Source organism: Bacillus cereus group sp. MYBK216-1, from assembly GCF_051916495.1.
Taxonomy (GTDB): domain Bacteria; phylum Bacillota; class Bacilli; order Bacillales; family Bacillaceae_G; genus Bacillus_A; species Bacillus_A thuringiensis_K.
Genome location: NZ_JBQAGT010000005.1, coordinates 401,686 through 426,367, shown reverse-complemented (window position 1 = coordinate 426,367; position 24,682 = coordinate 401,686). Strand labels below are relative to the sequence as shown.

The following is a 24,682-nucleotide window of genomic DNA, read 5'->3' as shown; positions in this document are numbered from 1 at the left end:
CTTTAACAAAGATTAATCAGAATACGTGGGCTCAAATTTAGTATAGCTACTATTTTTGTAAAAAAGATTGATTAAATTTTGCTTAATTCTTTAAATGCTATCTGGACTTCTTGGTATTCTTCCCAAGGAACAGACTGTAATAAATTTTTTCTTTCTGCAAATGCATCTGTAGGAGTTAATACAACAAATACAGATGTGAACCTAGCCTTAGTACGTTCACGTCTTTTACTTAGATAACGCTCTCCACCATTTAAACTATTTATAAAATTACAACATTCATCTACTATCTTGCTAATTAACTTATCTGGATCTTCTAGTTCTGATTTTTTTTTCAAAGCATTCAATAGAAAGTCTTCAATAGCTCCCGTAGTCTCAAAAGGAATTATTAGAGGTAACAATTCTATATTTACACTTTCTACAAACCAATTGTAGCGAACTTCATTCCAATTATTAATAGAAAATGCATTACATTCACAATTTCCCTCCGTTAGAACTTGAGTGATATTATCTAGAAATGTTTCTTGTGTATCTATTTCATCATTATCCGTAAGTATGATTATTTTCCCGAATAACTTCTCTTTTTCCATTTCATTTAAATTTATGAACCACATTTCTCTCAAGACATTCGGTATATTCGTACATCCTTTAGCTGCATAAATACATAAATAAGTTTCTTCTTCTTTCTTTCTAAACCACTTATACAAAGCTTTATTTCCAAACCTAGTTAATTCAAATTGGTCATACATATTTTTCTCTACGTATTCCCAGCTTGTAGTTTTTTCTAAGAAATATTGAATAAGAAGTAAATCTGTACTTCCTTCACAAATAAGTAAGTTTCTCATCCCCGTAACTCCATATCAAAATTATTTCTTAACTTTATAGCTTCTTCCCCTGTTAATACCCTAGCTATTGTTCTTGTTTCATTTTTCTTCAAAGTAACCAATCTTAAAACATCTTTTTCTATAGCTGAGGGATTAGCATTTAGTATCTCATCAACAACTTCTAAACTATGTGTTGTTAAAAATAGTTGAACAGAAAACTTTCTACATGATTCAATTAACCAATGAAAAACACGAGGCATTATTTTCTTATGAATAGATGTTTCAATTTCATCAACTAAAAGGATTCCATTTTTCGAAGATATTATTCCTGATGCCAATGCAATCACTTTTTTAATACCATCTCCATAAATACTTAAAGGCATCAATCCATTATTTTTACTTACAATACAGTGAATATAACGATCGTCATCCTCGACTATCACTAAATCTTCTATATCTTCGTCAAAAATATTTAATATCTCAATAACTTCTTTTTTAAAATCTATGTTCTTAATAATTACATTTATAAAGTCTTTTATAATGTGGTCTATTGAAGAAATAAAATTATATTTAAAATTATTATGGATACGTCTATTATTTCTTAAAATTTCATCTAAAATATATTTATTAAAAAATAATTCCTTTTTCTCGTCAATAATGTCATTTACAGAATAAGAGTGCTTTCCAATAAAGGTTTCAACTTCTTCATCTAAGGATTCGATTTCTTTATATCGTGATTTACTATATCGCGAGTTAGATAATAAATCCTTAATCATGAATTCATCTAATAACAATTTTTGGAATTCACCTTCTATACTTAAAGTTATACGAGAAGATCCGTAATTTCCATTAATCAACAAATTTAACCCTTCACTTTTTTTATTAAATAAATAAGAAAACACTTGGAAACTTAATAATCGGTTCCTTAACATTGGCATATATAATTTCCCTGACTCCCTTAATCTGGCTACTCTGATAATATTAAGTAAAGATTCTGGAACAGAAAGCATCATCATAGCTTCTAAAAAAGAAGTTTTTCCTGAATTATTATTCCCCGTTACTATATTGATACCACCTAAATTTTCAACTTTTAAATTTTGAATCCCTCTAAATGAAACTACTTCCATTGAGGTTATTTTATTCGTCATAGAATCCTCTACTTTCTTTAAATACTTTAAATTATATACTCTATGCTTACCTAGACTGATTAATTTTAGACAGAATTAATTTGGCCCTATGTGTAATATTTTCCTTACCATGTCTTAGAGTAAAAAAATTCATATTATTTAACGCTTTTTTATACCATACACTATTAGTATAAATTAAGTTAGACATTATTTGTTTTAAAAAGTTGGCAACATTCTTTTTATCCTCACAAATATATATAAAAGTTGATATAGCTTTTGCTTCTCTCTCAACCTCAATCACTTTAATTATCTATCCAAAAACAAGATTATCTAAGTAATAACATGCCTTCTCTCAGTCACGCCATCGCTCAAATAAACAAAACGCTTCGTATCGGAAAATCACTTTAAACTCTCTTGAATAATATTGATTGACTGTACTTCAGGAAAATTCTGTAGCACTCGCATTACTTTTATAAACTCGACTAACTTGCCATCAATTTGGACATCAATTAATGATTATTGCTCTAATCCCCTGTTAACCTGATTACCACCCACATCAACAGTAGATTGTTTACTTTCGCTATCAATAAATATCTTTCTCGTATTTGCATCTTCAAAATAACGTTTTTTATTCGTGTTCATTCGTAATTTCTTGATTTTAGATAATCTGGTATATTCATGTATTTTATTGTTCATTTCAATAACATCAAAGTTATCTGTAGTACCACTAACTTCTTCATCTAAAATGATATCTTCTTGTTCATTAACTAAATTTTTTTTGTTTTGCAAGGTATATTGCTTTGGCTCATTTACTTTAGTAGATTGCGCTATCTCCGGATGTTCAAATATAATCTCACTATATAGTATATACTTATTTTTCACGCTTGTTACTCGCAGCACCGTACCACCATTAATATTAGATTTTACTATAGCTCTAATCGTAAACGATTGTGTAAAAGACCACACAAACTTCAAACTACCTTCTCGATTAAATGTATAAACTATATTTTCATAAAATGCTCTTAAATCACGATTCGTTAGCAGCCAAGCAATCTGATAAAAAACTATTTTGTATATTTGATGTGATAAAGAGATGAAAAATCTAGATGCATTTTATTCAAGTCATATCTTTCAATAAAATACTGTGGAAATGAATTTGCTTCAAAAAGATGATAAAGTAAAAATCGATTAGGAGCTAATATACTTCTCACTACTTCAATCAAAGGCAAAATATAACTTTCGTCACCTTCTTTTACAAGAAAACTTCTTGAAATATCTTTATCACCTGTCGATTGCACTCGCCAATCATGCTCATGATATGACACTTTAATAGAAGAAACCCATCCATTTTGAAGAAAAGTTGATCGAGATGGATGGGTATAATTTTGTGGAGGAATTATTTTTTATAAGGCTCTGTTAAAGCTGGTTGTTGACTTTGACAAAAATAAACCCCACATTGTGGTTATGTATTTTATTGAACTACCGAGTCCCGTTAGCTAAGTTGCTATTCTTTTGCATTAAACTCTATTGCTGAAGTAACGATCTTTAACGCCATGATAAAAAGCACTAATGAAATTTCCAAAGTCAGTATACGAAATTGTACACTTAAAATAATCTAGTCTTTTAGTACCTTCGGGTTTAAAGTCTTCAAAAGTTATTAATCCATTTTCACCGATATGAACTCTCGAATGTGCTAAAGCGTTTCTTATCCTTCTACAAATATAGTTACTGTCACGTTTTTCCTTTTCGCATTCGAGTACTTCGAACTTTGAAGTGTCAGCAAACGAGTAATCTCGACCAATAAAATCTTTTTCTTTTGCATACACAAAAAATAAATAAGATGCCATGAGTAACATGCCAGGGTTATTATATAAATTAATGTTATCATTTATAGTTATAAATTCACTTAATACATCTTTCAATTTCCTATCTTGATTATCTGGTTTAAAACATTCTTGTATCCATAATAAACTTATATTCCCCTGAACCATAAAACTCAAATCCGCTAATGTACCTGTGTTATCACCTTTCATAAACCATCCCTCCATTTTCTTATTCTTTAATTTCTGGTTCTAAACATAAGTGGACCCTAGTTTCAACAATTCTTATTTTACTCCAAATGTAAATTATAGTAACTTATTAAATTCAATTTTCTTAATTATTCGCCTGTTACCTTAAAAAATCAACATCCAACATTAGCAGAACCTTTTATAAAAAAGTTTGATTAAAAATCCTTAGAATTCTTTAATTGAAAAGGAAAAAGAATAAAACACTTCAACCTTTTTGCAAACGGTATAGCTTCCTTTGGATTCTTTTTCTTTCACGTAAAATGTAGGTTCTCTTGATACTTTTAATCAAAGTTTATTTCAAAGCAACAGTTTATTGGTTACTCTTTGTCATCTTAGAAAAAGGATCTACTATTTTAGTAGGTCCTTTTTCATTATTTTAGTTGCTTTCATAAACTGAATAGTTGAAGTCTATATAATCTTCTATAGGTGTTCCTCATCTGGGTAATCTAATCCACATCCACAACGTTAAGAATCCTTACCGCCGTCTATGAAAATTACTTTGTACTTACACAACTTAACTCATTTATCTTCATTTCTATTTTCTGCGCTCATTGCCGATTCTACAATTCACGCAATAATAATCACCTTCATCTATAGCCTTGTCCATTTCATTCCATCTAATCTCTCCTTGGCAATCTCTACAATTCTCGATGTAATAACTATCATGAAAACATTTTGAAAAAATATGCCATTCCTTATCTGATATTATCCCTGGTCCTTTATCAATTATTTTTCTTATAATACCAATGACATCTTTATCTATTATAAATTCTTGCATTATACCACTTTCCAAATGAGTACAAAAATCTATAAATTCGTTATCTGGTGTTTTCCAGTCGCTATTTTTTTTATTGGCGAAATCAGTTAAAATACGTTGTTTCAATTTTAATGTTAAATTATTAATATCCATCATTATTCCTCCTCATATTAAAACAGTATAGGACTATTCCATTCACAATATGTGGCAGGATGTACATTTTTTAGATTGTATATGCTGCCACATATTGAGTTTTTAATTAAAACTATCTAAGTATGTTTGCAAAATCCTCAATTAATATTGCTAGTTCATGTCGATCAACATCTATATGCTTAAAATATATTCTTAAATCTACATTATCCCAATTAACAGGTGTATATTGTTTCATAATGTAAGCGATGCTTTGACCAATATAAGCATTCAGCATTACGTTATTAAAATACTGTGAATTTTCAACAGTCATTTCATATTCTTTAACAAGTTTCACTAAATTTAATAGACATATTTTAACGGTTGAGTCTTCCGTATAATCCAAGGCATACTCGATTTCTTGACAATCCGCATCTTCTATTTCTGTTTCACACTTTATTTCATACAGATCTGCAGCATATAAACTTACCAAATTTAATTCCATTGCAGTTCACTCCTCATTTTCAATAATATTTTTGGGGACTAGCCAACAAAAAGCGATATTCTTAAGCTAAGAAATTATCCAATTAATTAAATACGTTGTACCGTACGCTATGAAGATTTCTTAAACAACGGTTCTCGGGTTAATTTGATTAAATCAAGAATAAAGACTTTAGCGGACAGAATCTGCGTAATGTTGGTGCCAACCTATATGTAAAGGTCTATGCTGCATCAAAAAATAGCTATTGAATAACACAGAAGCAGCGAAAAGAATCATGTCTATACCCGCTTTTTTTACAGAAGCAGTGAAAGGAATTCAGTCTATACCCGCTTTTTTACAGAAGCAGTGAAAGGAATTCAGTTTGATTAATCTTTTTTCATAGTGGATTCTTCTCTTTTTCCGTTAAATATGGGTATTTCGAACATTTTTGATTAAACTTAATTTTACAGCCTAGATAATCGGATACATTCTGATTAAATACCTGCCTATACAGCTTTTGTTTCCTTTTTATTTAGAATATAAATCTCCACCGTAGTCCTTTAAATTTTAGAACTGTCTAAACCTTTTCTAACACATGAAAAAACAAGCATTCTTTCATCATAATTTACGAAAGAATGCTTGTTTGTATATTTTTTATCACTTAATAATCATAAATGTTATGTTTTTTATTTTTGATTTAATATTCTTACTCCTAATAATCCTCCTTCATCCGAGTTATCTGTTAAACGTAATCTTATATCCGATTTAAATTCTTCATCCATGTGAACCTTATCAGAATTTAAAAGGCATAGATATTGAAATCCTTTATCTTTTGATTCCTTTTTAGCAAGGGTAAGAGCTGACATTACCTGTCTTTCATCAACAGGGTCAAAAATACTACTATCGTGGATTAAGAAGCCTGGTGAATATAATTTTTCACTCCACAATTGTGAAATCATTAAATCATAGCAAAAAACTTTCATGTGTTCGATACCTTCACTGCCAGATTTATTGATATGAACATTAAATTTAAAACCTGAGTTTGTAATATCAATCAATAATTCACCTGGTTCTGAATACAAGGCTTGCGAATTTGAATTAAAAAGTTCAATTGCTTTTGTTCTTTGGGAAAGTCTTTCAAAATAATCATTTCTTGCTTCTTGTTGAAGCACTTCCTTTTCAATTTTTAAAGAACTTTTCCCTTTCTCAAACCTTTTCAAATTATCAATTGCATTATCAATTCCTTTAATTTTTGATACTTGCTCTAGATATTGTTGTTGTAAATTTGTATGTTCTTCTAACGCACCATAATCACTTAAAATTTGTAGATATTCCGCTCTTTTTTCTGAATTCCCCTTTATTCTTTCATCCCTATCAATTATATTTTTTCTCAATCTTTCTATTTCTAACCTTAAAAATTCTTTACGGTTTTTTACTACTTGCTGATGAAATTCTTCAACTTGTTCTATTTTATTTTTTATTAACTCTGGAAAGTGGATTTGTGCCTCTTCAAAAATATTCAAAATTACATTCCTATGATTAATCTCTTCTTCATTCAAGTTCTGCTCGTAAAATGAAATTAATTTTTGGTCTGAAATATTATCATTTGTATCCTTATGAAGAGACTGAGTCAAAGTATTCGCTTTTCGTTCCATTTCTTTATATCTAGGATGTACTTTAAAACTGTCTAATTGCTCCTTAAACTCTCTTGCTTGAGATTCTAATCTTACTTTTTGTGCTTCTAATTCTCCAATCGATCCACCAAGTACCCCACTAACTAATCCAAAATTAGACGCTTGTTTTAATTGGTCTAAAGTTTTCTCCTGATCTTTTATTGTTTGCCATTCCCTTGCAAACTCCCAATTTAAATCTAATAAAAATGAATTACTAGTTTGAATATCCCATTCTCTTTGTTGAGGAAAATAAGCAAATGGGTTTAAAAAAGCTCCTTTTTTTCTTCTAACGAAATAAGAAATTAACCCTCGAAAACTTGGGCTATATTTTACTTCTTGCTCTTCAGGCGTTAAGCCAAACATCCATTTCCCTAAAATCAGTTTCCACTCTTTCACCGAAACATAACTTTCATTTTTCTCATCAGTCTTACACGATATATTGAGCTTCTCAATTTCACCTGTAAGATAAATTTTCTTTGGATCCGCAACTTTTCTACTAACAGTAACACTGTGTTTCCCAATTACTAGATCCATAAAAAATATCCAATCTAACAATCCATCCACCCTTACACTTTCTCCTTTTCGCGGCTCCGATCCTAAGCAAAAATGGATAATTTCAATAAGGGTAGATTTTCCGGCTCCATTTCTTGAATCTTTTTGTGTAGACTCTTGAGTCTTATCTGCAAGAATTATATTAAAACCATTCTTTAGCTCTACTGTTTTGAATGATTCTTTATTAGCATAAATTGCTTTTATCATGTAATTCACACCTCTTTATTAAGCCATCTTCCATTTTTATAACACCTAAAATGAATAGTAAGTCTAAAGCGGAGATAAAGGTATTAAATGTTTTCACTATTCCCTTACTTCTAGCTCTATCCCAAAGAAAACTTACAGTAATTGGTTTATCTAAAAGCCTTATAATAAGAGCGCTAACTCCTATAAGAGATTCATTTGGTTTTATAAATTTATTAGGCAATATCATTTTTCAAAACCTCACATATTCGAAACATGTATGGTATTATCAAATCTTGACTGCTTAAATTTTTATTTTTTAGCAGTTCATCGATTTCAATTACCTCATGCCCAGCTTTATTGATATGTACTTTATTAACAATACATTCAATAGTATTATCTCTAATCTTCACCAACCCCAGCACAAATAAAAAATCTAAAGCATATACAAATTTCTCAAAAGTAATGTAACGTTTATCTAAGTTAAAGTTTATCCATAAATTATTTATACTGCATGGTTTATCTAAAGATACCAATATCATGGATCCAATGCCTAATAAAGAATTACTTAAGTTTACATACTTTGTAGGCATTATCATTTTTCAAATACCTCACAGATATGAAATAAATATGTTAGCACCGCTATGCCTGCAGCATGTCTTTTTAAGTCAACTCCTGTAGGACAAGCAAAATTTATCATAGCTAAAAACAAATCATCTCCTACTAATTGCTCTTCCTCTTTCAATCTTATATATTCTTGCTTAAAACCGTTAGCCAATTTAACGGGAAAACTAGGTATAAGTTGCCCTATACGCTCTAAATAATCTTTTACTGCTGAGAATTGGACCATGCCCATTAATAGATACTGATGAGTAATATCATTCAGAGAATTTTTTTTCATTTTATCTTTTGGTGGGATAATATTATAATCTTCCGTACTTACTGGTCTAAAATCATTATTCACTATTGCTTCTGTTACTTGTTCTAATTCATTAAAAGTCACTTGAACCATCGCTTCTCTTAATTGTTGATCTATTTTAGTCTCCAAATTTCTTTTCCATTTTCGGATTTCTTCCACGGTATAAGTCCTACTTTGTGCATCAATTAAGTCATGATGAAATCCACATAATAAAATCCAATTTTTATAACTATCCCTTTCCTCAACTGTTAAGCTAGGATTTGCTCTTGGTCCATCATCACTATGAGCTTCTATATGAGCAATTAACCCAAGAACAGCAGGTTCATCAAATTCCGTTTCAGTTGCAACACATCTTGTAGTACAACCTGGAAATGCACACATACCAGCGGAAAGCATAAATAATAATTTTACATCTTTTTGAGGATACCTTCTAGCCATCTCTATACAACTCCGATATTCTTGATATAAATAATTATCACTTATTTCCATTTAAATGTCGATAATTTAAACAAAAACTAATAAATTGATAGAGTTGTGCTAAGAGCTTAAAACCTACACCCTCGTTCTTCTAAATATCTATACAAGCTTTTAGTATGGCTAATTTCCATAAAAAATTATACATCCAATAAATTACTAAGAAAAACATCTGCAAATTTTGATTTAAAAGCCATATTGTAACAAATAAAATTACTTTTAAATTATAATATTACTAACGAATTATATAAGAATTGGGGAGTTTTTATGCAAATCACTAAATTAACAATAAGTAATTTCAGATCTTTTGGTCCAAAATCTACAAAAATAACCTTAAATAATTTATCAGCTATAATTGGTAGCAACAGTAGTGGAAAAACAACACTTATTCAAGCCTTATTAAAACTCTTCGGCCAAAACCAACATGAAAGAATTTTAAATAAAAATGATTTTCATGTTTCTCCTAATACAGATATTAATTCGATTGATAAATTAGATTTAATTATCGAAGCAAGAATTGATTTCCCAGAATTACAAAAAGGAACTGGAAATGAAGGAAAGAAAACTATACCTCCTTTTCTAAACCAAATGGTAATTAACGGGCCTCAAGAACCTCCATATCTTCGTATAAGGTTACAGGGAAACTGGATACAAGGTAATACCCCTGATGGGGATATTGATCAAAAGCTTTATTATGTCACAGTGGCAGAAGGAGAGGATGAAAAAGATGCATTACTTCCCGTTCCTTTACATCATAGAACAGCGATCCAAATGATTTATGTACCAGCTATTAGAGAACCTATGTCTCAGCTTAAAAATGCATCTGGAACGATTCTTTGGCGTATTTTAAATAATGTTCATTGACCTGAGAACATCGATGATCAAATTGAATCTTGTATGAAACCTATCGATAATTTATTTAATGATATTCCAGGTGTTAATACAATCAAACAAATAGTTGGTCAAGAGTGGAAAAAATATCATAAAGATTTCAGATATCAAAATGCTTCAATAGAATTTAGTAGCACTAATTTAGCTACAATCCTAAAAAAAATAGAGATACAGTTTTCTCCTATAGAACATGGTGGAAAATATACCATCGATAAACTAGGAGATGGTCTACGTTCACTGTTCTATTTATCACTAGTATCTTCTTTATTAGAAATTGAGCATCAAGTCTTAGATGATCAACCAGCAGTATTACGAATTTTAGCTGTTGAAGAACCTGAAAATCATATTGCCCCGCATTTACTAGGACGTGTAATGGAGAACTTAAAAGATATTTCAAAAAGAGACAATGCACAAGTTATAGTTTCTTCTCACAGCACATCAATAGTAAAAAGGGTTGAACCACAATATATTAAACACCTTAGGGTTAATAACCAAGGACATACCATTGTACATGATATTAAATTACCAACTAAAAAAACTGAAGAACATAAATACATAAAGGAAGCTATTAAAGCATATCCAGAGCTCTACTTCTCGAAACTCGTAATATTAGGAGAAGGAGATAGTGAAGAAATTGTACTACCTGGGATTTTAGAAGCAAATAATATTTTTCCAGATGACTTTGGGATTTCCATTGTGCCCCTAGGTGGACGATACGTAAATCACATGTGGCGATTACTCAATCAACTAGATATTCCACATATCACACTTTTAGATTTAGATCGCGAGCGTGGAGGCGGCGCTTGGGGAAGAATAAAATATGTACTAAACCAATTGATTGAAAATGGATATGATTCGACAGAAGTACTAAAAATTAAATACGGTGGAAGAAGTCATATTCTATCACAAAACGAACTAAAAAACTTACACAAAAAAAGAATGAATATTAGTTATTTAAATAAATGGATAAATAAATTGGATGAATACAATATATTCTTTTCTCAACCAATGGATTTGGATTTTTCTATGTTAAAATCGTTTCCTACTGCCTATAAAGAGACAGCTCCAAGAGGACCAAGTATTCCAAATAAAGAAACAAACCCTAAGGAATATAATAAAAAAATAAAAGCTGCTATTCATGGTGCGTTAAAAAGTGAAAAAGCCAAAGGGAATACTTACTCTGAACAAGATAAGGAACTTATGATTTGGTATAATAACTTATTTCTTGGTCGTGGAAAACCAAGTACACACATCCATGCAATAAACAATATACCGAAAGAAGAGTTACTTGAAAATAGTCCTACTGAACTAAAAAATTTAACTAATCGTGTAAAACAAATATTAGAAATACAGTGAGGTAAAAACATATGAATTCCATCCTGCTTTCTGATAATTGGAAGCCCGCTACAGACATACAACTAGAAAAAGCTGCATTAGCAGCTGTCAAAAGTGATTGTAACCTGGCGATTGTTGCTGGACCAGGAGCCGGAAAAACTGAGCTATTAGCTCACCGAGCGGGATATCTATTACAGACTAAAAAATGTGAATATCCTAGAAAAATTCTAGCAATCAGCTTTAAAGTTGACGCTGCTAAAAACTTAGAAACAAGAGTAAAAGAAAGGTATGGCGAGGAAATATCCCAAAGATTTGACTCCAAAACTTTCGATTCTTTTGCAAAACACTTAGTAGATCGTTTTAGAAATGCTCTCCCTACAGAATATCGTCCGAGTAGAGATTATGAAATTATTAGCACCGAAAGAGAAGTTGGAGAGATTGCTAAAACATATATTACTGAAGAAAATCCTTATTTTCCGAATTGGGAATACTTTTTCAGTAATAAGGAATTATTTAAAGCTCTCCATAATAGTAAACTTCCCTTGGTGCAGGTGAAAAGCGATTTATATAATTGGCTCTCTAGCAGTATGTGGTCCCTTCTAATTCATGGAAAAGGTGATTTAAAAAGTTCTCTCACTTTTCCCATGATATCTAGATTAGCTGAATATTTATTAAGAGTGAATCCTTATATACTTTCGGCACTACAGTGTACCTATAGTCATGTATTTTTGGATGAATTCCAAGATACCACAAACACTCAGTATGATTTATTAAAAACTGCTTTTTTAAATTCAGATACAATCTTAACGGCAGTAGGGGACAATAAACAGCGAATTATGGGCTGGGCAAATGCTCTCAATGATGCTACTTCTGATTTCATAAAAGATTTTAATGGAACACAGAATCAGCTAATAATGAATCATAGATCTGCTCCTAAGTTAGTGGAAATCCAAAATGTGTTAGCCCAACGCATCACAGAAAATTGTTCTCTAGCTAAAGTATCAAATAAATGGGGAGAATTAGAAGGATTATGTGAAATCTGGGCATTTGAACATTATCAAAAAGAAGCTGATTATTTAGCAGAAAAAATATCAACATGGATAAATACCAACGGTCTACAACCTCGTGATATTTGTATTTTAGTAAAACAACAAGAGCTGATTTACGGAAAATCCTTGATATCCGCACTAAGTAAAAAAAATATACAAGCAAGAATAGAGAAAGAGTATCAAGAATTACTTAGCGAAGACTGTGTACACTTATTCCTAAATATTTTTTCTATATTAGCAGACGCTGAAAGTTCAAAAGCTTGGCTAAATATTGTTTCCCTTTTAAGTACTATTCGTGGTATACAGGATAATCAAAACAATGAAGTTTTCAATCTTGAAATAGAATTACAAGTCTTTATTGAACAACTACAACGAGATATAAATACATTCAACTTTGAAAAAGATACATTATGTTTAAATATAGAAAAGGTCTTAAGACGAATTATAGATTTCATAGGTGACTCAAACTTTAAGTGCTATTTTCCTTATTATCAAAAAGATAAATATTTAACCGCTATACTCCAAAAATTTTCATTAAAATTAGCAATAGCTTATATTGAAACTAAGGATTGGTATAAAGCTATAAAAGAATTTCTTGGAGATTATAGTATTCCTATTATGACCATTCATAAAAGTAAAGGTTTAGAATATGATACAGTAATTTTTGTTGGTCTAGAAGATGATGCTTTCTGGAGTTTCAAAACCCAGACACAGGCGGATACATGTGCCTTTTTCGTTGCTTTATCAAGAGCAAAAAAACAAGTAATTTTTACATTTAGTCAATACAGAGAGATTAAAAAAATGAAAACTTTAAGCACTGAAAGACAATCCGTACAAAACATTTCAGAACTCTATAAGATTTTACTATCTGTTAAAGTACCAATAAAAAAAATAGGATCTACTATATAATTCTTTTATCACAGTTTATATTTCCGAATGCACGCCCACTTTAAGGAACCATATCTTTGCCACAAACAAAAAGAACCATAACCTCGCCAATCTGGCAAAATTATGGTTCATATCATACAAAATAAAAAAACCACCAAATATGTATTGGTGGAGACGGTGGGAGTCGAACCCACGTCCAAAAATATCGGCACTTAAGCTTCTACGAGTGTAGTCGATATATTAGCATTTCGCGAACTCTTCGGCCTATCGACAGGCTTCCAAGTTGCTAGTCTGATTGTTCTCTTCCTTCGCCCTCAGACGGCGAACTCCGGCGTAGTCCACTTAGTTTGAGTCCCTTACCCTACCACATGGACGATGGAGGGAGGAACCTTTAGTGCAATTAAGCAGCTAAAGAAAGATTGTTTTGTTTGCCAATTATAGGCTTTGACGTTTTAACGAGGCCGATCCCCTCGACTCGCAACCTAAGCTCGAACTATCCCTGTCGAATCCGTAACGTCCCCATGATAAAAATGGAGCATACGAAGAAAATATCGTGATAGCTACTAAGAGCTGTTTTTCAATGTGCAACAATCTTACATAAGTTATTATAACATACGTGCTCTATTTTACAAATGTAAATATCTGTATTACATCTTTTGGCGATCACGGAACGCGCGTGCAATTTCACGTTTAGCTTCTTTCTCTTTTAAATCGTGACGTTTATCGTATTGTTTCTTACCTTTTGCTAAGCCAAGTGCCATTTTCGCAAATCCATTTTTCAAATAAATTCTAAGTGGAACTAATGCGTAACCTGTTTCTTTCGCAGCACCCGCTAGCTTATCAATTTCTTTTTTATGAAGAAGTAATTTTCTCGTACGAAGTGGATCATGGTTGAAACGATTCCCTTGTTCATACGTATTAATGTGCATATTATGAACCCATACTTCACCATTATGTACACGTGCAAACGCATCTTTCAAGTTTACGCGTCCAGCGCGAATCGACTTAATTTCCGTTCCTTGAAGGACAAGCCCTGCTTCGTATGTTTCTTCGATGAAATAATCATGAAATGCTTTTTTATTTTGTGCAATAACCTTACCTGTACCCTTTGGCATATAACGTCCCTCCTCTATTTTTACTATTGTAACAAATGTTAATAAAAAGCGAAAGTGGCTCGCTCAGAATGTGAGGTGGATGGAGCTTCTGACCTTGAGGCGCTCTTTGCCTCTCGGGAAGAAGTGAAGCCGCCCAACATTCTAGCCACTGTAGCTGGATTCCAACAAAAAGCGAAAGTGGCTCGCTCAGAATGTGAGGTGGATGGAGCTTCTGACCTTGAGGCGCTCTTTGCCTCTCGGGAAGAAGCGAAGCCGCCCAACATTCTAGCCACTGTAGCTGGATTATACAAAAAGCGAAAGTGGCTCGCTCTCAAGCCACGAAGAAAAAAGAAAAGGCCCCGCTTTTCATCAAAGCGAAGCCACTCTTTTCTTACTTACGCTTTTTCTTTTTCTTCTTGAATCCTGGTACGTTTTCGAAGAATGCTTTTTTCTTCTTACCGTTACCATCTTTTTTTCCTGGCTGGCTAGCAGAAGCGGATGCAGATGCAGATGCAGATCCTCTTCCTTTTCCTTTACCACCACGGTCAAATTTTCTACCTGTGCCACGTTCACCGCCGCGCTCATTACTGCGCTCGCTACGTCCACCGCGTTTCTTTCTGCCTGTTCTTGGCTGTTCGATAACGACTGGACGATCTTTGAACTTACGGCGAGGTGTGCCTTTCATGCCAACGATTTCAAAGTCGATTGCACGCTCGTCTTTGTTTACGTTAATAACGCGAATTGTAATTTCATCACCGATGCGGAATACGTTTCCTGTACGTTCTCCGATCATAGCGAAATGCTGCTCATCATAACGGTAGTAATCATCCGTTAAGTAGCTAACGTGTACAAGACCTTCAATTGTATTTGGAAGCTCTACGAATAAACCGAAGTTTGTTACAGAACTAATCATACCGTCATACTCTTCACCGATCTTATCAACCATATACTCTGCTTTTTTCATCTCATCTGTTTCACGCTCTGCTTCAACAGCACGGCGTTCCATATTAGAAGAGTGCTCTGCAATCTCAGGTAATTTTTCACGCCATTTTGCTTGCGTTTCGTTGTCGACTTTACCATTAATAATGTATTCACGAATTAATCTATGAACGATTGTATCTGGGTAACGACGAATTGGTGATGTGAAATGTGTGTAGAACTCAGTTGATAAACCGAAATGTCCTAAACTATCCGCATCGTAACGAGCTTGCTTCATAGAACGAAGCATAACTGTTGAAATAACTACTTCTTCTGGCTGTCCTTGAACCATTTCAAGAATTTGTTGCAGCGCACGAGGGTGCACTTCATTCGCACGTCCTTTTACCGCATATCCGAAGTTCGTTACAAACTCGAAGAAACGCTCAAGCTTATCTTCTTTCGGATCTTCATGGACACGGTACATAAACGGTACGTTCATCCAGTGGAAGTGCTCTGCTACTGTTTCATTCGCAACAAGCATAAATTCTTCAATTAACTTCTCTGATACAGAACGATCGCGCATAACAACGTCTGTCGGTTTTCCTTCTTCATCTACTAATACTTTCGCTTCTTTAAAGTCAAAGTCAATTGCACCACGGCGCATACGTTTTTCACGTAAAATTTGTGCCAATTGGCCCATCTCTTTAAACATCGGTACGAGCGGCTCATAACGCTTAATTAACTCTTCGTCCTCATCTTCTAAAATGCTTCTTACATCAGCATACGTCATACGCTCTGTCGTTTTAATCACACTTTGGAAAATCTCGTGTTTAACAACATCACCTAAGTTGTTGATTTCCATTTCACAAGATAATGTCAGACGGTCTACTTTCGGATTTAATGAACAAATACCGTTAGATAGACGATGTGGAATCATCGGAATTACACGGTCAACAAGATACACACTCGTCGCTCTTTCTGCTGCTTCTACATCAATTGGAGAACCTTCTTGAACGTAATGACTTACATCCGCAATATGAACGCCAAGCTTGTAGTTACCGTTCTCAAGCTTCGTTACTGTAACAGCGTCATCTAAATCTTTTGCATCTGCACCATCAATCGTTACGATCATTTGATCACGTAAATCGCGGCGATCCTTTAAATCTTCTTCTGAAATCGTTTCTGGTACACTGTTTGCATGCTCCATCACTTCCTCAGGGAATGCCAAAGGTAAATGATGTTTATGAATGACAGATAAAATATCTACTCCTGGATCATTTTTATGACCTAGAATTTGAATAACTTCACCTTCTGCGCTTAAACGATTCTCTGGGTAGCTCGTAATTTTCACAACTACTTTATGACCTTCTACAGCTCCCATTGACGCACTTTTCAATACGAAAATATCACTTGTCCAGCGCTTATTGTCAGGTATAACAAAGCCAAAGTTTTTCGATTCTGTATATGTACCAACTAGCTCTTTCGTGCCACGTTCTAAAATGCGTACAATTGAACCTTCTTGACGTGAACCGCTTGATTGAGAACTAAGGCGTGCTAATACTGTATCGCCATGAAGTGCACCGTTTAATTCTGTAGGCGGGATGAAAAGATCATCGTCTCCAGTTTTCTTCTCTTCTGGTACAACGAAAGCAAAGCCACGTGCATGTCCAATTAACTTACCTCTTACTAAATTCATCTTTTCAGGAAGACCGTAACGGTTGCTACGTGTACGAACAACAAGCCCCTTCTCTTCCATCGTTACAAGTGCCTTTACGAAATCTTTAAAGCCCTCAGAACCTTCAATTCCAAATGCCTCTTCTAACTCTTGTATCGTTAACGGTTTATACGCTTCTTCTCTCATAAATAATAACAACTTATCAATATGTTCTTGTATGATTTCTTCCAAGCAAAAATACCTCCTTTAAAACCTTATATTATTTAGTGTATCCGAAAGATAGGGGATGTATAAAGCGAAACTTCAATACTCCCCTTATGATTTTTACAGTTTTCACAAAAAATTCCTTATGAAAAAAAGAGGCAACTAGATCTTACCAATCTAGTTGCTCCAAGAAGTTATATACATCCTCATGTAGCTCGTCACGTTGTTTATCAAGTGTAATGACATGCGTAGAGTCTTCATACCATTTAATGTCTTTTAACGTAGATTCTACACCGTTATAAATAATGTTAGCACTATCTGTATTAATCATTTCATCATGACGCGCTTGTACAACAAATGTTGGCGCATAAATCATATCCACATTGTTACGTACGTCAGCAATTAATTGTTGTAATGCTTTTAATGTATTCATTGGTGTCTTTTGGAATTCCAACATTTCTTGTTCGATTTGTTCTAGTGATTTTTGCTCACGTTTTTTATATTCGCGGGCATATGCCAATATACCTTGGTACATAGTTTCTTCGCTCTTAATATACATCGGTGCACACATTGGTACCACACCTAAAACAGGTACTGTATAACCTAATTTTAAAGAAAATACGCCGCCAAGTGACAATCCAACAACAGCAATTTTCTCAAAACCTTTATCTTTTAAAAGCTGATATGCCTCCGTTACATCTTGCCACCAATCTTCAGGCCCTGTATGAACAAGCTCTTCTGGTGGTACACCGTGCCCTTTATAAATTGGCGCATGACAAGTATAGCCTTTCTTTTCTAAGAAACGCCCTAACATACGTACATCAGCTGAGTTCCCTGTGAATCCATGTAGTAATAAAACAGCGCGGTCTCCACCCTCAAATGTAAATGGTTTCGGAGATGCTAATTTCATCATGTACTTCTCCTCTTTCTCTTCTGTAATCTAGTCGTATTCTTTCTATATCTAGTGTACCATATTTATATTTCTATAATCTAATTAGAAACATCTTTCAAATGGTAAAACAAAAAAAGAAGAACCATTAGTACATCTTACTAACGCTTCTTCTTTCAATTCTATAAGTTTAAGTACGTAACAGCAATTGTTAATACAAAGAACAATACAGCTAAAACAATTGTAATACGGTTTAATACCGCTTCAATTCCACGTGCTTTTTGCTTACCAAATAATTGCTCTGCACCGCCTGAAATTGCACCTGAAAGGCCTGAGCTATTACTAGATTGCATAAGTACCATAACAATCATTAAAATCGATACAATAATAAGTAAAACTGATAATAACGTATGCACTTGGCGTACCTCCTACAAAGATTCAGTTATTGTAACTGTAGCATAAATCCTATAGAAAAGCGAGAGCTATAGAGTCGCTCTCGCTTTTCTTCTATTACATAAACATCATTGCAAATAACGGTCCAAGTAAACATGTCAAAATTGCTGTTAATGTCATTGTTACCGATCCAATAACACCTTCATGTTCGTTATTTTTCATCGCTCTCATAACACCCATAATATGAGACGCACATCCAAATCCGATACCTTTACCAACTGAGTTTGTAACACGGCTCCATTTTAATAAAAGAGGTCCTGTAATGGTTCCAGTAATACCCGCGATAACAACGAAAGCTGCTGTTAAGGAAGGTACACCACCAACTTGTTCAGAAACGCTCATCGCAACTGGCATTGTCACCGATTTTGGTAAAGAGGATAAGATTAAGCTTTTATCTGTTCCCATAAGTGAAGCAATGGCAAAATCACTAGCGATTGCAACTGTTGTACCTACTAATACGCCACCAGCAATCGGTACAACATATTTTTGCAGAACATGACGTTGTTTATAAAGAGGAATTGCAAATGCTACAACACCGGGTCCAAGTAACTTTGCAATCCAGCCACCACCACTTTCCATATAATGTTGATATGGTATATCAAGCACGATAAATAGGAAAGCCATTAATCCTGTTGCTACAAGCATTGGGATGGTGAATGGTGTTGGAAATAATTTATAGATTTTTTTAGATAATTGATATAATAGCACCGTAAAAAGAACCCAACCGATTCCGATTAATATTTGGCTCATCGCGACTCTCTTTCCTTCCTATTCGCAAGATATTGTCCTGTATGTCCTGCGACAATAATAATTAAAAATGTACTCGCTACAACTGTAATGAAAAGAGAAATTCCTTTACTCATAAAAAAAGCACCGTAATTCATTAGGCCAAGCGTTGGCGGAATTAATAAAAACGGCATAATAGCAACGAGTGTTTCTGCTCCTAAATCGAACCATTTCACTGGAAGAACTTTTAGGCTAAGTAAAACAAGTAAGAGGAACATTCCAATCAAACTTCCTGGAATCGGAATATTTAACATTTCTTGCACCCAAGTTCCAACCATATAAAACACGTAAAGAGCAGCAATTTGGACAAGAATCTTTGTAAATTTCATGTTCATCATCCCTCATGTTTATACGATCTTCTGTTAATATCTTTATCATAGTATAAATTGTAAAAAGCTGCAATTTATCAACTTGACAGCAAAAACAGCCTATGTTATACGCTTACAACCTTGATATGACTGCATTTCTAAACAAAAATTACGTCAAAAACATTGACCTAATATAAAAAGTTTTTATTTTCTGAATTTAAAAGACTATTATTTCAATAAAATAATCTTTTTATCCTTAAACTTACATATATATAAAGTGAAACTTTAATCATTGAGGTTTTCCTCATCCCCATTAATTATTAGCCCTCACCAAGCGGATTTGTACGGGATAAACAAGATAGGTGGTGAACATATGCCCAAAAAAGTTCTCATTTTTTGTGATCCTGGGATTGATGATACGATGGCTCTCCTCTTAGCATTCTTTATCGATGAAATAGAAATCGTCGGTATCGTTGCTGATTACGGCAATGTTCCAAAAAAAACGGCCGTAGAAAATGCTCATTTTTTTAATAACGAAACAAAGAATAGAAATATCAAGATATTCGGTGGTTCAGAACGTCCCCTTACTGGTGCCCCACCTGCGTTTTTTACGGATGTACATGGGAAACAGGGGCTCGGTCCAATTATTCCAAAGGTGAATGTGACTAACGGAGAAATGGAGAATTTTTTTGAAGTCATTCCTCTTATTGAACAGTATAAAGATGAATTAATCATTGTGAGTTTAGGAAGACTTACCTCCCTAGCAATTTTGTTTATCATGTGCAAACAGTTAATGAAACAAATTAAATCTTACTACGTAATGGGCGGTACCTTTTTACATCCTGGTAATGTTACCCCTATTTCCGAAGCAAACTTTTATGGCGATCCTACTGCCGCTAATATAGTCCTTCAATCCGCAGTTAACATGTACATATACCCATTAAACGTCACTCAATACTCCATCATTACACCAGAAATGGCAGAATACATTGAGGTAAAAGGAAAAGCTCCACTTGTCAAACCGTTATTTGATCATTATTACTACGGATATTATAAAGACGCCCTACCACATTTAAAGGGGAGCCCCTTCCATGACACAATGCCAATACTCGCTTTATTTGATAACTCTATGTTCACGTATCATAAATCACCTATTGTTGTCATGACAGAATCCTCTGCACAAGGAGCAAGCATAGGGGAATTTCGCTCTCTAGTGAACCAGAAGCCATTTATTGATTGGCCGGTTCATCAAATTGCAATTGATTTTGACTATAACCGCTTCTTCAAACATTTCATGTCACTTATGACGGGTGAACAATTTTAGCATAAAAAAACAGACCGTGATTTCTCACGGTCTGTCGTTTATTTTCTACAATTATCGTTTGATGTTATAGAAAGATTTGATACCATCGTAAACAGCGATTTCGCCTAGTTCGTCTTCGATGCGTAATAATTGGTTGTACTTAGCAATACGGTCAGTACGGCTCATAGAACCAGTTTTGATTTGGCCAGCGTTAGTTGCAACTGCGATGTCAGCGATTGTAGCATCTTCAGTTTCACCAGAACGGTGAGATACAACTGCTGTGTAACCAGCACGTTTAGCCATTTCGATAGCTTCGAAAGTCTCAGTTAAAGTACCGATTTGGTTAACTTTAATTAAGATTGAGTTAGAGATACCTTTTTCGATACCTTCAGCAAGTTTTTGAGTGTTAGTTACGAATAAGTCGTCACCAACTAATTGTACTTTATCACCGATACGCTCAGTTAATAATTTGTGACCATCCCAGTCGTTTTCGTCTAAACCATCTTCGATAGAGATGATTGGGAAGTCTTTGCAAAGCTCTTCATAGAAATCAACCATTTCTGCAGAAGTTAAGCCAGTACGGCCTTCGCCTGCAAGGTCATATTTACCAGTTTCTTTGTTGTAGAACTCAGAAGAAGCAACGTCCATTCCTAAGAATACGTTCTCGCCAGCTTTGTAACCAGCTTTTTCGATAGCTTCGATGATTACTTCTAAAGCTTCACGGTTAGAACCAAGGTTTGGAGCGAATCCACCTTCGTCACCTACTGCAGTGTTAAGACCTTTGTCATGTAATACAGCTTTAAGTGCATGGAATACTTCAGCACCCATACGGATTGATTCTTTGAATGTTGGAGCACCAACTGGTAAGATCATGAACTCTTGGAAGTCAACGTTGTTATCAGCGTGAGAACCACCGTTGATGATGTTCATCATTGGAGTTGGTAATTGTTTTGCATTGAATCCACCAAGGTAACGGTATAATGGAAGACCTACGAAGTCAGCTGCTGCGTGAGCTACTGCCATAGATACACCAAGGATAGCGTTAGCGCCTAGTTTACCTTTGTTTGGAGTGCCATCTAATTCGATCATAGCGCGGTCGATACCAGCTTGGTCAGTTACATCGAAACCAGCGATTTCTGGAGCGATAATTTCGTTAACGTTGTTTACTGCGTTAACAACACCTTTACCAAGGTAACGAGATTTGTCACCGTCACGTAATTCTACTGCTTCGTGCTCACCAGTAGATGCACCACTTGGTACGATAGCGCGTCCGAAAGCGCCGCTTTCTGTGTAAACTTCTACTTCTACAGTTGGGTTACCACGAGAGTCAAGGACTTCGCGAGCATAAACATCAATAATTGTTGACATAATAAATTCTCTCCTTTTTATATAAGCAAATTATTTAATAATTGTTTTACCTGTCATTTCTTTCGGTTGCTCAACACCAAGAAGTGTAAGCATTGTTGGAGCGATATCACCTAAGATACCATCTTCACGTAATTCTACGTCGTTCTTAGTAACGATGAAAGGAACCGGGTTAGTTGTATGAGCTGTCATTGGCTCTCCTTCAGAAGTTAATTCTTCATCCGCATTACCATGGTCAGCAGTAATAAGTGCTACACCATCTTTTGCAAGAATCGCTTCTACAACTTTTCCTAAACATTCGTCAGTTGCTTCTACTGCTTTAATTGTTGGTTCCATCATCCCAGAATGGCCAACCATATCACAGTTCGCAAAGTTAAGAATGATAACATCATGTTTATCATTTTCGATTTCATTTACTAAAGCGTCCGTTACTTCGTAAATGCTCATTTCAGGTTTCAAGTCATATGTTGCAACCTTCGGTGAGTTAATTAAGATACGCTCTTCTCCTGGGAATTCAGCCTCACGACCACCGCTAAAGAAGAATGTAACGTGCGGATACTTTTCAGTTTCCGCGATGCGAAGTTGCTTTAATCCCGCTTGCGCAACAACTTCACCTAAAGTGTTATCAAGGTTCATTGGCTTGAATGCCACGTAACCATCTACAGTTTCACTGAAGTGTGTCATACATACGAATTCTGGAATGTGAGGTACTTTTTCACCACGATCGAACTCACGGAAGTCTTCGTTTGTAAATACACGAGCAATTTGAATTGCACGGTCTGGACGGAAGTTATAGAAGATAACTGCATCATCATCATTGATTGTTGCAACTGGCGTGTTATCTTCGTTAACAATTACAGACGGCAATACGAATTCATCATAGATACCGTTCGCATAAGAGTCTTCTACACACTCTTCTGCTGATTTATAAGTAGGGCCTTCACCATTCACCATAGCACGGTAACATTTTTCTACGCGATCCCAACGCTTGTCACGGTCCATGGAGTAATAACGACCAGAGATAGTCGCGAATTGTCCTACTCCTGTTTCTTTAATTACTTCATTTGTTGCATCGATATAGCTTTGTGCTGTTTTTGGTCCAACATCGCGGCCATCTAAGAATGCATGAATGTATACTTTCTCAACGCCTTCTTTAGCTGCTAAGCGAAGAAGAGCAAACATGTGATTCATGTGACTGTGCACACCACCGTCAGAAAGTAAACCGAATAAATGAAGTGCAGTACCTTTTTCTTTTACGCTTTTAATTGCACTTTGGAACGTTTCGTTCTTATCGAACTCACCTTCACGAATTGCAACGTTAACGCGTGTTAAGCTTTGATATACAATGCGGCCAGCACCAATATTTAAGTGACCAACCTCAGAGTTACCCATTTGACCTTCTGGAAGACCTACTGCCTCGCCACAAGCTGTAAGCGTTGTGTGAGGGAATTTATTCCAGTAACCATCAAAATTAGGTTTCTTAGCTTGTGCTACAGCATTCCCGTAAGTTTCTTCACGAAGTCCGAAACCGTCAAGAATGATTAAAGCTGTTGGCTTTCTCATTTTACCGCCCCCAGAAGACCTAAGAACGAAGCAGGCTCTAAGCTAGCACCGCCAACTAAAGCGCCGTCGATGTCAGATTGTGCCATATACTCTTTAATGTTTTCTGGTTTTACGCTACCGCCGTATTGGATACGAACAGCTTCTGCAGCTTCTGGAGAAACAGCTTCTGCAACAACTTTACGGATGTGCGCACATACTTCGTTTGCATCTGCAGAAGAAGAAGATTTACCTGTACCGATAGCCCAGATTGGCTCATAAGCGATAACAGTTGCTTTAACTTGCTCTTCTGTTAAACCTGCAAGTGCTTTTGTCACTTGACCTGCTACTAGATCAAATGTTTTTCCGCTTTCGCGCTCTTCTAAAGTCTCACCACAACATACGATTGGTGTTAAACCATGTTCAAATGCTGCGATAGTCTTTTTGTTTACTGACTCATCTGTTTCAGCAAACATTTCACGACGCTCAGAGTGGCCAAGTACTACATAGCCAACTTTTAAGTCGCTAAGTGCTACTGGGCTAATTTCGCCAGTGAATGCACCATTTTTTTCGAAGTGCATGTTTTGTGCACCTACTTGTAAGTCAGTTCCTTCAGTTGCTGCTACAAGGCGCTCTAAGAATAGAGCTGGAGAGCAAACTACTGCATCAACAGCTGAAGCTGCTGGGATTTGACCTTTAACTTCCTCTACGAAGCTAACTGCTTCTGATAGAGTTTTATTCATTTTCCAGTTACCTGCGATAATTGGTTTACGCATGCTTTGCACCGTCCTTTTTCTTTG

The 24,682-nt window shown here is 34.7% G+C and carries 24 protein-coding genes and 1 other RNA gene; 4 read left to right on the top strand and 21 right to left on the bottom strand.

Annotated elements, in window-relative coordinates:
* Nucleotides 1–71 precede the first annotated feature (71 nt).
* The 11 genes from ACTFRH_RS20345 to ACTFRH_RS20295 all read right to left on the bottom strand — a co-directional run bounded on the left by ACTFRH_RS20345 (nt 72) and on the right by ACTFRH_RS20295 (nt 9,149).
* Complete coding sequence (locus ACTFRH_RS20345) at nt 72–842, bottom strand: DUF3226 domain-containing protein (RefSeq protein ID WP_001245148.1); 771 nt, start codon at nt 840–842, stop codon at nt 72–74.
* Complete coding sequence (locus tag ACTFRH_RS20340; RefSeq protein ID WP_003303218.1) at nt 839–1,948, bottom strand: AAA family ATPase; 1,110 nt, start codon at nt 1,946–1,948, stop codon at nt 839–841. Before ACTFRH_RS20340 ends, ACTFRH_RS20345 begins: the two co-directional genes overlap by 4 nt.
* A 516-nt stretch (nt 1,949–2,464) precedes the next feature.
* Nucleotides 2,465–2,923 (bottom strand): hypothetical protein, encoded by a 459-nt coding sequence (locus ACTFRH_RS20335; RefSeq protein WP_050426815.1) that lies wholly within the window; start codon nt 2,921–2,923, stop codon nt 2,465–2,467.
* An 89-nt stretch (nt 2,924–3,012) separates the two neighbouring features.
* On the bottom strand, nt 3,013–3,273 hold the full coding sequence (locus tag ACTFRH_RS20330) for a hypothetical protein (protein WP_050426814.1): 261 nt from the start codon (nt 3,271–3,273) through the stop codon (nt 3,013–3,015).
* A gap of 192 nt (nt 3,274–3,465) precedes the next feature.
* A complete protein-coding gene (locus tag ACTFRH_RS20325; protein WP_000675493.1) occupies nt 3,466–3,981 on the bottom strand; it encodes a hypothetical protein in 516 nt (171 codons plus the stop codon).
* 571 nt (nt 3,982–4,552) lie between these two features.
* Nucleotides 4,553–4,927 carry a hypothetical protein gene (locus ACTFRH_RS20320; RefSeq protein WP_000354059.1) on the bottom strand — a complete coding sequence of 125 codons (375 nt, stop codon included), beginning with the start codon at nt 4,925–4,927 and terminating at the stop codon, nt 4,553–4,555.
* A 112-nt stretch (nt 4,928–5,039) separates the two neighbouring features.
* Nucleotides 5,040–5,408 (bottom strand): hypothetical protein, encoded by a 369-nt coding sequence (locus tag ACTFRH_RS20315; protein WP_000422444.1) that lies wholly within the window; start codon nt 5,406–5,408, stop codon nt 5,040–5,042.
* A gap of 662 nt (nt 5,409–6,070) precedes the next feature.
* Nucleotides 6,071–7,816: a DUF2326 domain-containing protein gene (locus ACTFRH_RS20310; protein WP_000588271.1), complete on the bottom strand. Its 1,746-nt coding sequence runs from the start codon at nt 7,814–7,816 to the stop codon at nt 6,071–6,073.
* A complete protein-coding gene (locus tag ACTFRH_RS20305) occupies nt 7,794–8,042 on the bottom strand; it encodes an ABC-three component system middle component 6 (protein ID WP_000602839.1) in 249 nt (82 codons plus the stop codon). Before ACTFRH_RS20305 ends, ACTFRH_RS20310 begins: the two co-directional genes overlap by 23 nt.
* Nucleotides 8,029–8,391: an ABC-three component system middle component 6 gene (locus ACTFRH_RS20300; RefSeq protein ID WP_000605829.1), complete on the bottom strand. Its 363-nt coding sequence runs from the start codon at nt 8,389–8,391 to the stop codon at nt 8,029–8,031. The genes ACTFRH_RS20305 and ACTFRH_RS20300 overlap by 14 nt, the downstream gene beginning before the upstream one ends.
* Nucleotides 8,388–9,149: an HNH endonuclease gene (locus ACTFRH_RS20295; RefSeq protein ID WP_000124069.1), complete on the bottom strand. Its 762-nt coding sequence runs from the start codon at nt 9,147–9,149 to the stop codon at nt 8,388–8,390. The genes ACTFRH_RS20300 and ACTFRH_RS20295 overlap by 4 nt, the downstream gene beginning before the upstream one ends.
* Before the next feature lie 303 nt (nt 9,150–9,452).
* Here ACTFRH_RS20295 and ACTFRH_RS20290 point away from each other — a divergent pair, with 303 nt between their 5' ends.
* Genes ACTFRH_RS20290 through ACTFRH_RS20280 form a run of 3 tightly spaced genes read left to right on the top strand, consistent with a single transcriptional unit; the run spans nt 9,453 to nt 13,369 of the window.
* Entirely contained in the window at nt 9,453–10,049 is a 597-nt protein-coding gene (locus ACTFRH_RS20290; protein WP_001167484.1) for an AAA family ATPase, read from the top strand.
* A 33-nt stretch (nt 10,050–10,082) separates the two neighbouring features.
* Nucleotides 10,083–11,432 (top strand): ATP-dependent nuclease, encoded by a 1,350-nt coding sequence (locus ACTFRH_RS20285; protein WP_000802367.1) that lies wholly within the window; start codon nt 10,083–10,085, stop codon nt 11,430–11,432.
* Nucleotides 11,433–11,443: 11 nt separating this feature from the next.
* Nucleotides 11,444–13,369, top strand: coding sequence for a UvrD-helicase domain-containing protein (locus tag ACTFRH_RS20280; protein ID WP_001084692.1), 1,926 nt, complete (start codon nt 11,444–11,446; stop codon nt 13,367–13,369).
* Nucleotides 13,370–13,514: 145 nt separating this feature from the next.
* On the opposite strand, the gene ssrA is transcribed toward ACTFRH_RS20280, so the two are convergent.
* The 7 genes from ssrA to ACTFRH_RS20245 all read right to left on the bottom strand — a co-directional run bounded on the left by ssrA (nt 13,515) and on the right by ACTFRH_RS20245 (nt 19,696).
* Nucleotides 13,515–13,869, bottom strand: a transfer-messenger RNA (tmRNA) gene (gene ssrA, locus ACTFRH_RS20275).
* A gap of 126 nt (nt 13,870–13,995) precedes the next feature.
* Nucleotides 13,996–14,463, bottom strand: coding sequence for an SsrA-binding protein (gene smpB / locus ACTFRH_RS20270; RefSeq protein WP_001123919.1), 468 nt, complete (start codon nt 14,461–14,463; stop codon nt 13,996–13,998).
* A 370-nt stretch (nt 14,464–14,833) separates the two neighbouring features.
* Entirely contained in the window at nt 14,834–17,266 is a 2,433-nt protein-coding gene (rnr, locus tag ACTFRH_RS20265) for a ribonuclease R (RefSeq protein WP_000391111.1), read from the bottom strand.
* 142 nt (nt 17,267–17,408) lie between these two features.
* Nucleotides 17,409–18,149 (bottom strand): carboxylesterase, encoded by a 741-nt coding sequence (gene estA, locus ACTFRH_RS20260; protein WP_000761974.1) that lies wholly within the window; start codon nt 18,147–18,149, stop codon nt 17,409–17,411.
* Between the two features lie 161 nt (nt 18,150–18,310).
* Nucleotides 18,311–18,544, bottom strand: a complete 234-nt coding sequence (secG, locus tag ACTFRH_RS20255; RefSeq protein WP_000557263.1) for a preprotein translocase subunit SecG — start codon at nt 18,542–18,544, stop codon at nt 18,311–18,313.
* A 94-nt stretch (nt 18,545–18,638) separates the two neighbouring features.
* On the bottom strand, nt 18,639–19,331 hold the full coding sequence (locus ACTFRH_RS20250) for an LrgB family protein (protein WP_000078304.1): 693 nt from the start codon (nt 19,329–19,331) through the stop codon (nt 18,639–18,641).
* Nucleotides 19,328–19,696 carry a CidA/LrgA family holin-like protein gene (locus ACTFRH_RS20245; RefSeq protein ID WP_000673222.1) on the bottom strand — a complete coding sequence of 123 codons (369 nt, stop codon included), beginning with the start codon at nt 19,694–19,696 and terminating at the stop codon, nt 19,328–19,330. Before ACTFRH_RS20245 ends, ACTFRH_RS20250 begins: the two co-directional genes overlap by 4 nt.
* Before the next feature lie 352 nt (nt 19,697–20,048).
* On the opposite strand from ACTFRH_RS20245, the gene ACTFRH_RS20240 reads away from it, so the two are divergent.
* Nucleotides 20,049–20,999 (top strand): nucleoside hydrolase, encoded by a 951-nt coding sequence (locus ACTFRH_RS20240; protein WP_001125063.1) that lies wholly within the window; start codon nt 20,049–20,051, stop codon nt 20,997–20,999.
* 51 nt (nt 21,000–21,050) lie between these two features.
* Here ACTFRH_RS20240 and eno read toward each other — a convergent pair whose 3' ends face one another.
* The 3 genes from eno to tpiA are packed head-to-tail and all read right to left on the bottom strand — an operon-like array spanning nt 21,051 to nt 24,658.
* Complete coding sequence (eno, locus tag ACTFRH_RS20235; RefSeq protein ID WP_000103951.1) at nt 21,051–22,346, bottom strand: phosphopyruvate hydratase; 1,296 nt, start codon at nt 22,344–22,346, stop codon at nt 21,051–21,053.
* 30 nt (nt 22,347–22,376) lie between these two features.
* A complete protein-coding gene (gpmI, locus tag ACTFRH_RS20230) occupies nt 22,377–23,906 on the bottom strand; it encodes a 2,3-bisphosphoglycerate-independent phosphoglycerate mutase (RefSeq protein ID WP_001231152.1) in 1,530 nt (509 codons plus the stop codon).
* Nucleotides 23,903–24,658: a triose-phosphate isomerase gene (tpiA, locus tag ACTFRH_RS20225; protein ID WP_001231038.1), complete on the bottom strand. Its 756-nt coding sequence runs from the start codon at nt 24,656–24,658 to the stop codon at nt 23,903–23,905. Before tpiA ends, gpmI begins: the two co-directional genes overlap by 4 nt.
* Nucleotides 24,659–24,682: the final 24 nt, after the last annotated feature.

Excerpts from the sequence above, each read along its gene's own strand:
- eno (WP_000103951.1), bottom strand. The coding sequence starts at position 22,346 with ATGTCAACAATTATTGATGTTTATGCTCGCGAAGTCCTTGACTCTCGT.
- ACTFRH_RS20240 (WP_001125063.1), top strand. The coding sequence starts at position 20,049 with ATGCCCAAAAAAGTTCTCATTTTTTGTGATCCTGGGATTGATGATACG.
- smpB (WP_001123919.1), bottom strand. The coding sequence starts at position 14,463 with ATGCCAAAGGGTACAGGTAAGGTTATTGCACAAAATAAAAAAGCATTT.
- ACTFRH_RS20285 (WP_000802367.1), top strand. The coding sequence starts at position 10,083 with ATGAAACCTATCGATAATTTATTTAATGATATTCCAGGTGTTAATACA.
- ACTFRH_RS20290 (WP_001167484.1), top strand. The coding sequence starts at position 9,453 with ATGCAAATCACTAAATTAACAATAAGTAATTTCAGATCTTTTGGTCCA.
- ACTFRH_RS20300 (WP_000605829.1), bottom strand. The coding sequence starts at position 8,391 with ATGATAATGCCTACAAAGTATGTAAACTTAAGTAATTCTTTATTAGGC.
- ACTFRH_RS20250 (WP_000078304.1), bottom strand. The coding sequence starts at position 19,331 with ATGAGCCAAATATTAATCGGAATCGGTTGGGTTCTTTTTACGGTGCTA.
- ACTFRH_RS20340 (WP_003303218.1), bottom strand. The coding sequence starts at position 1,948 with ATGGAAGTAGTTTCATTTAGAGGGATTCAAAATTTAAAAGTTGAAAAT.
- ACTFRH_RS20295 (WP_000124069.1), bottom strand. The coding sequence starts at position 9,149 with ATGGCTAGAAGGTATCCTCAAAAAGATGTAAAATTATTATTTATGCTT.
- estA (WP_000761974.1), bottom strand. The coding sequence starts at position 18,149 with ATGAAATTAGCATCTCCGAAACCATTTACATTTGAGGGTGGAGACCGC.
- ACTFRH_RS20345 (WP_001245148.1), bottom strand. The coding sequence starts at position 842 with ATGAGAAACTTACTTATTTGTGAAGGAAGTACAGATTTACTTCTTATT.
- gpmI (WP_001231152.1), bottom strand. The coding sequence starts at position 23,906 with ATGAGAAAGCCAACAGCTTTAATCATTCTTGACGGTTTCGGACTTCGT.
- ACTFRH_RS20325 (WP_000675493.1), bottom strand. The coding sequence starts at position 3,981 with ATGAAAGGTGATAACACAGGTACATTAGCGGATTTGAGTTTTATGGTT.
- ACTFRH_RS20280 (WP_001084692.1), top strand. The coding sequence starts at position 11,444 with ATGAATTCCATCCTGCTTTCTGATAATTGGAAGCCCGCTACAGACATA.
- ACTFRH_RS20310 (WP_000588271.1), bottom strand. The coding sequence starts at position 7,816 with ATGATAAAAGCAATTTATGCTAATAAAGAATCATTCAAAACAGTAGAG.
- ACTFRH_RS20320 (WP_000354059.1), bottom strand. The coding sequence starts at position 4,927 with ATGGATATTAATAATTTAACATTAAAATTGAAACAACGTATTTTAACT.
- ACTFRH_RS20315 (WP_000422444.1), bottom strand. The coding sequence starts at position 5,408 with ATGGAATTAAATTTGGTAAGTTTATATGCTGCAGATCTGTATGAAATA.
- ACTFRH_RS20305 (WP_000602839.1), bottom strand. The coding sequence starts at position 8,042 with ATGATATTGCCTAATAAATTTATAAAACCAAATGAATCTCTTATAGGA.
- ACTFRH_RS20245 (WP_000673222.1), bottom strand. The coding sequence starts at position 19,696 with ATGAAATTTACAAAGATTCTTGTCCAAATTGCTGCTCTTTACGTGTTT.
- tpiA (WP_001231038.1), bottom strand. The coding sequence starts at position 24,658 with ATGCGTAAACCAATTATCGCAGGTAACTGGAAAATGAATAAAACTCTA.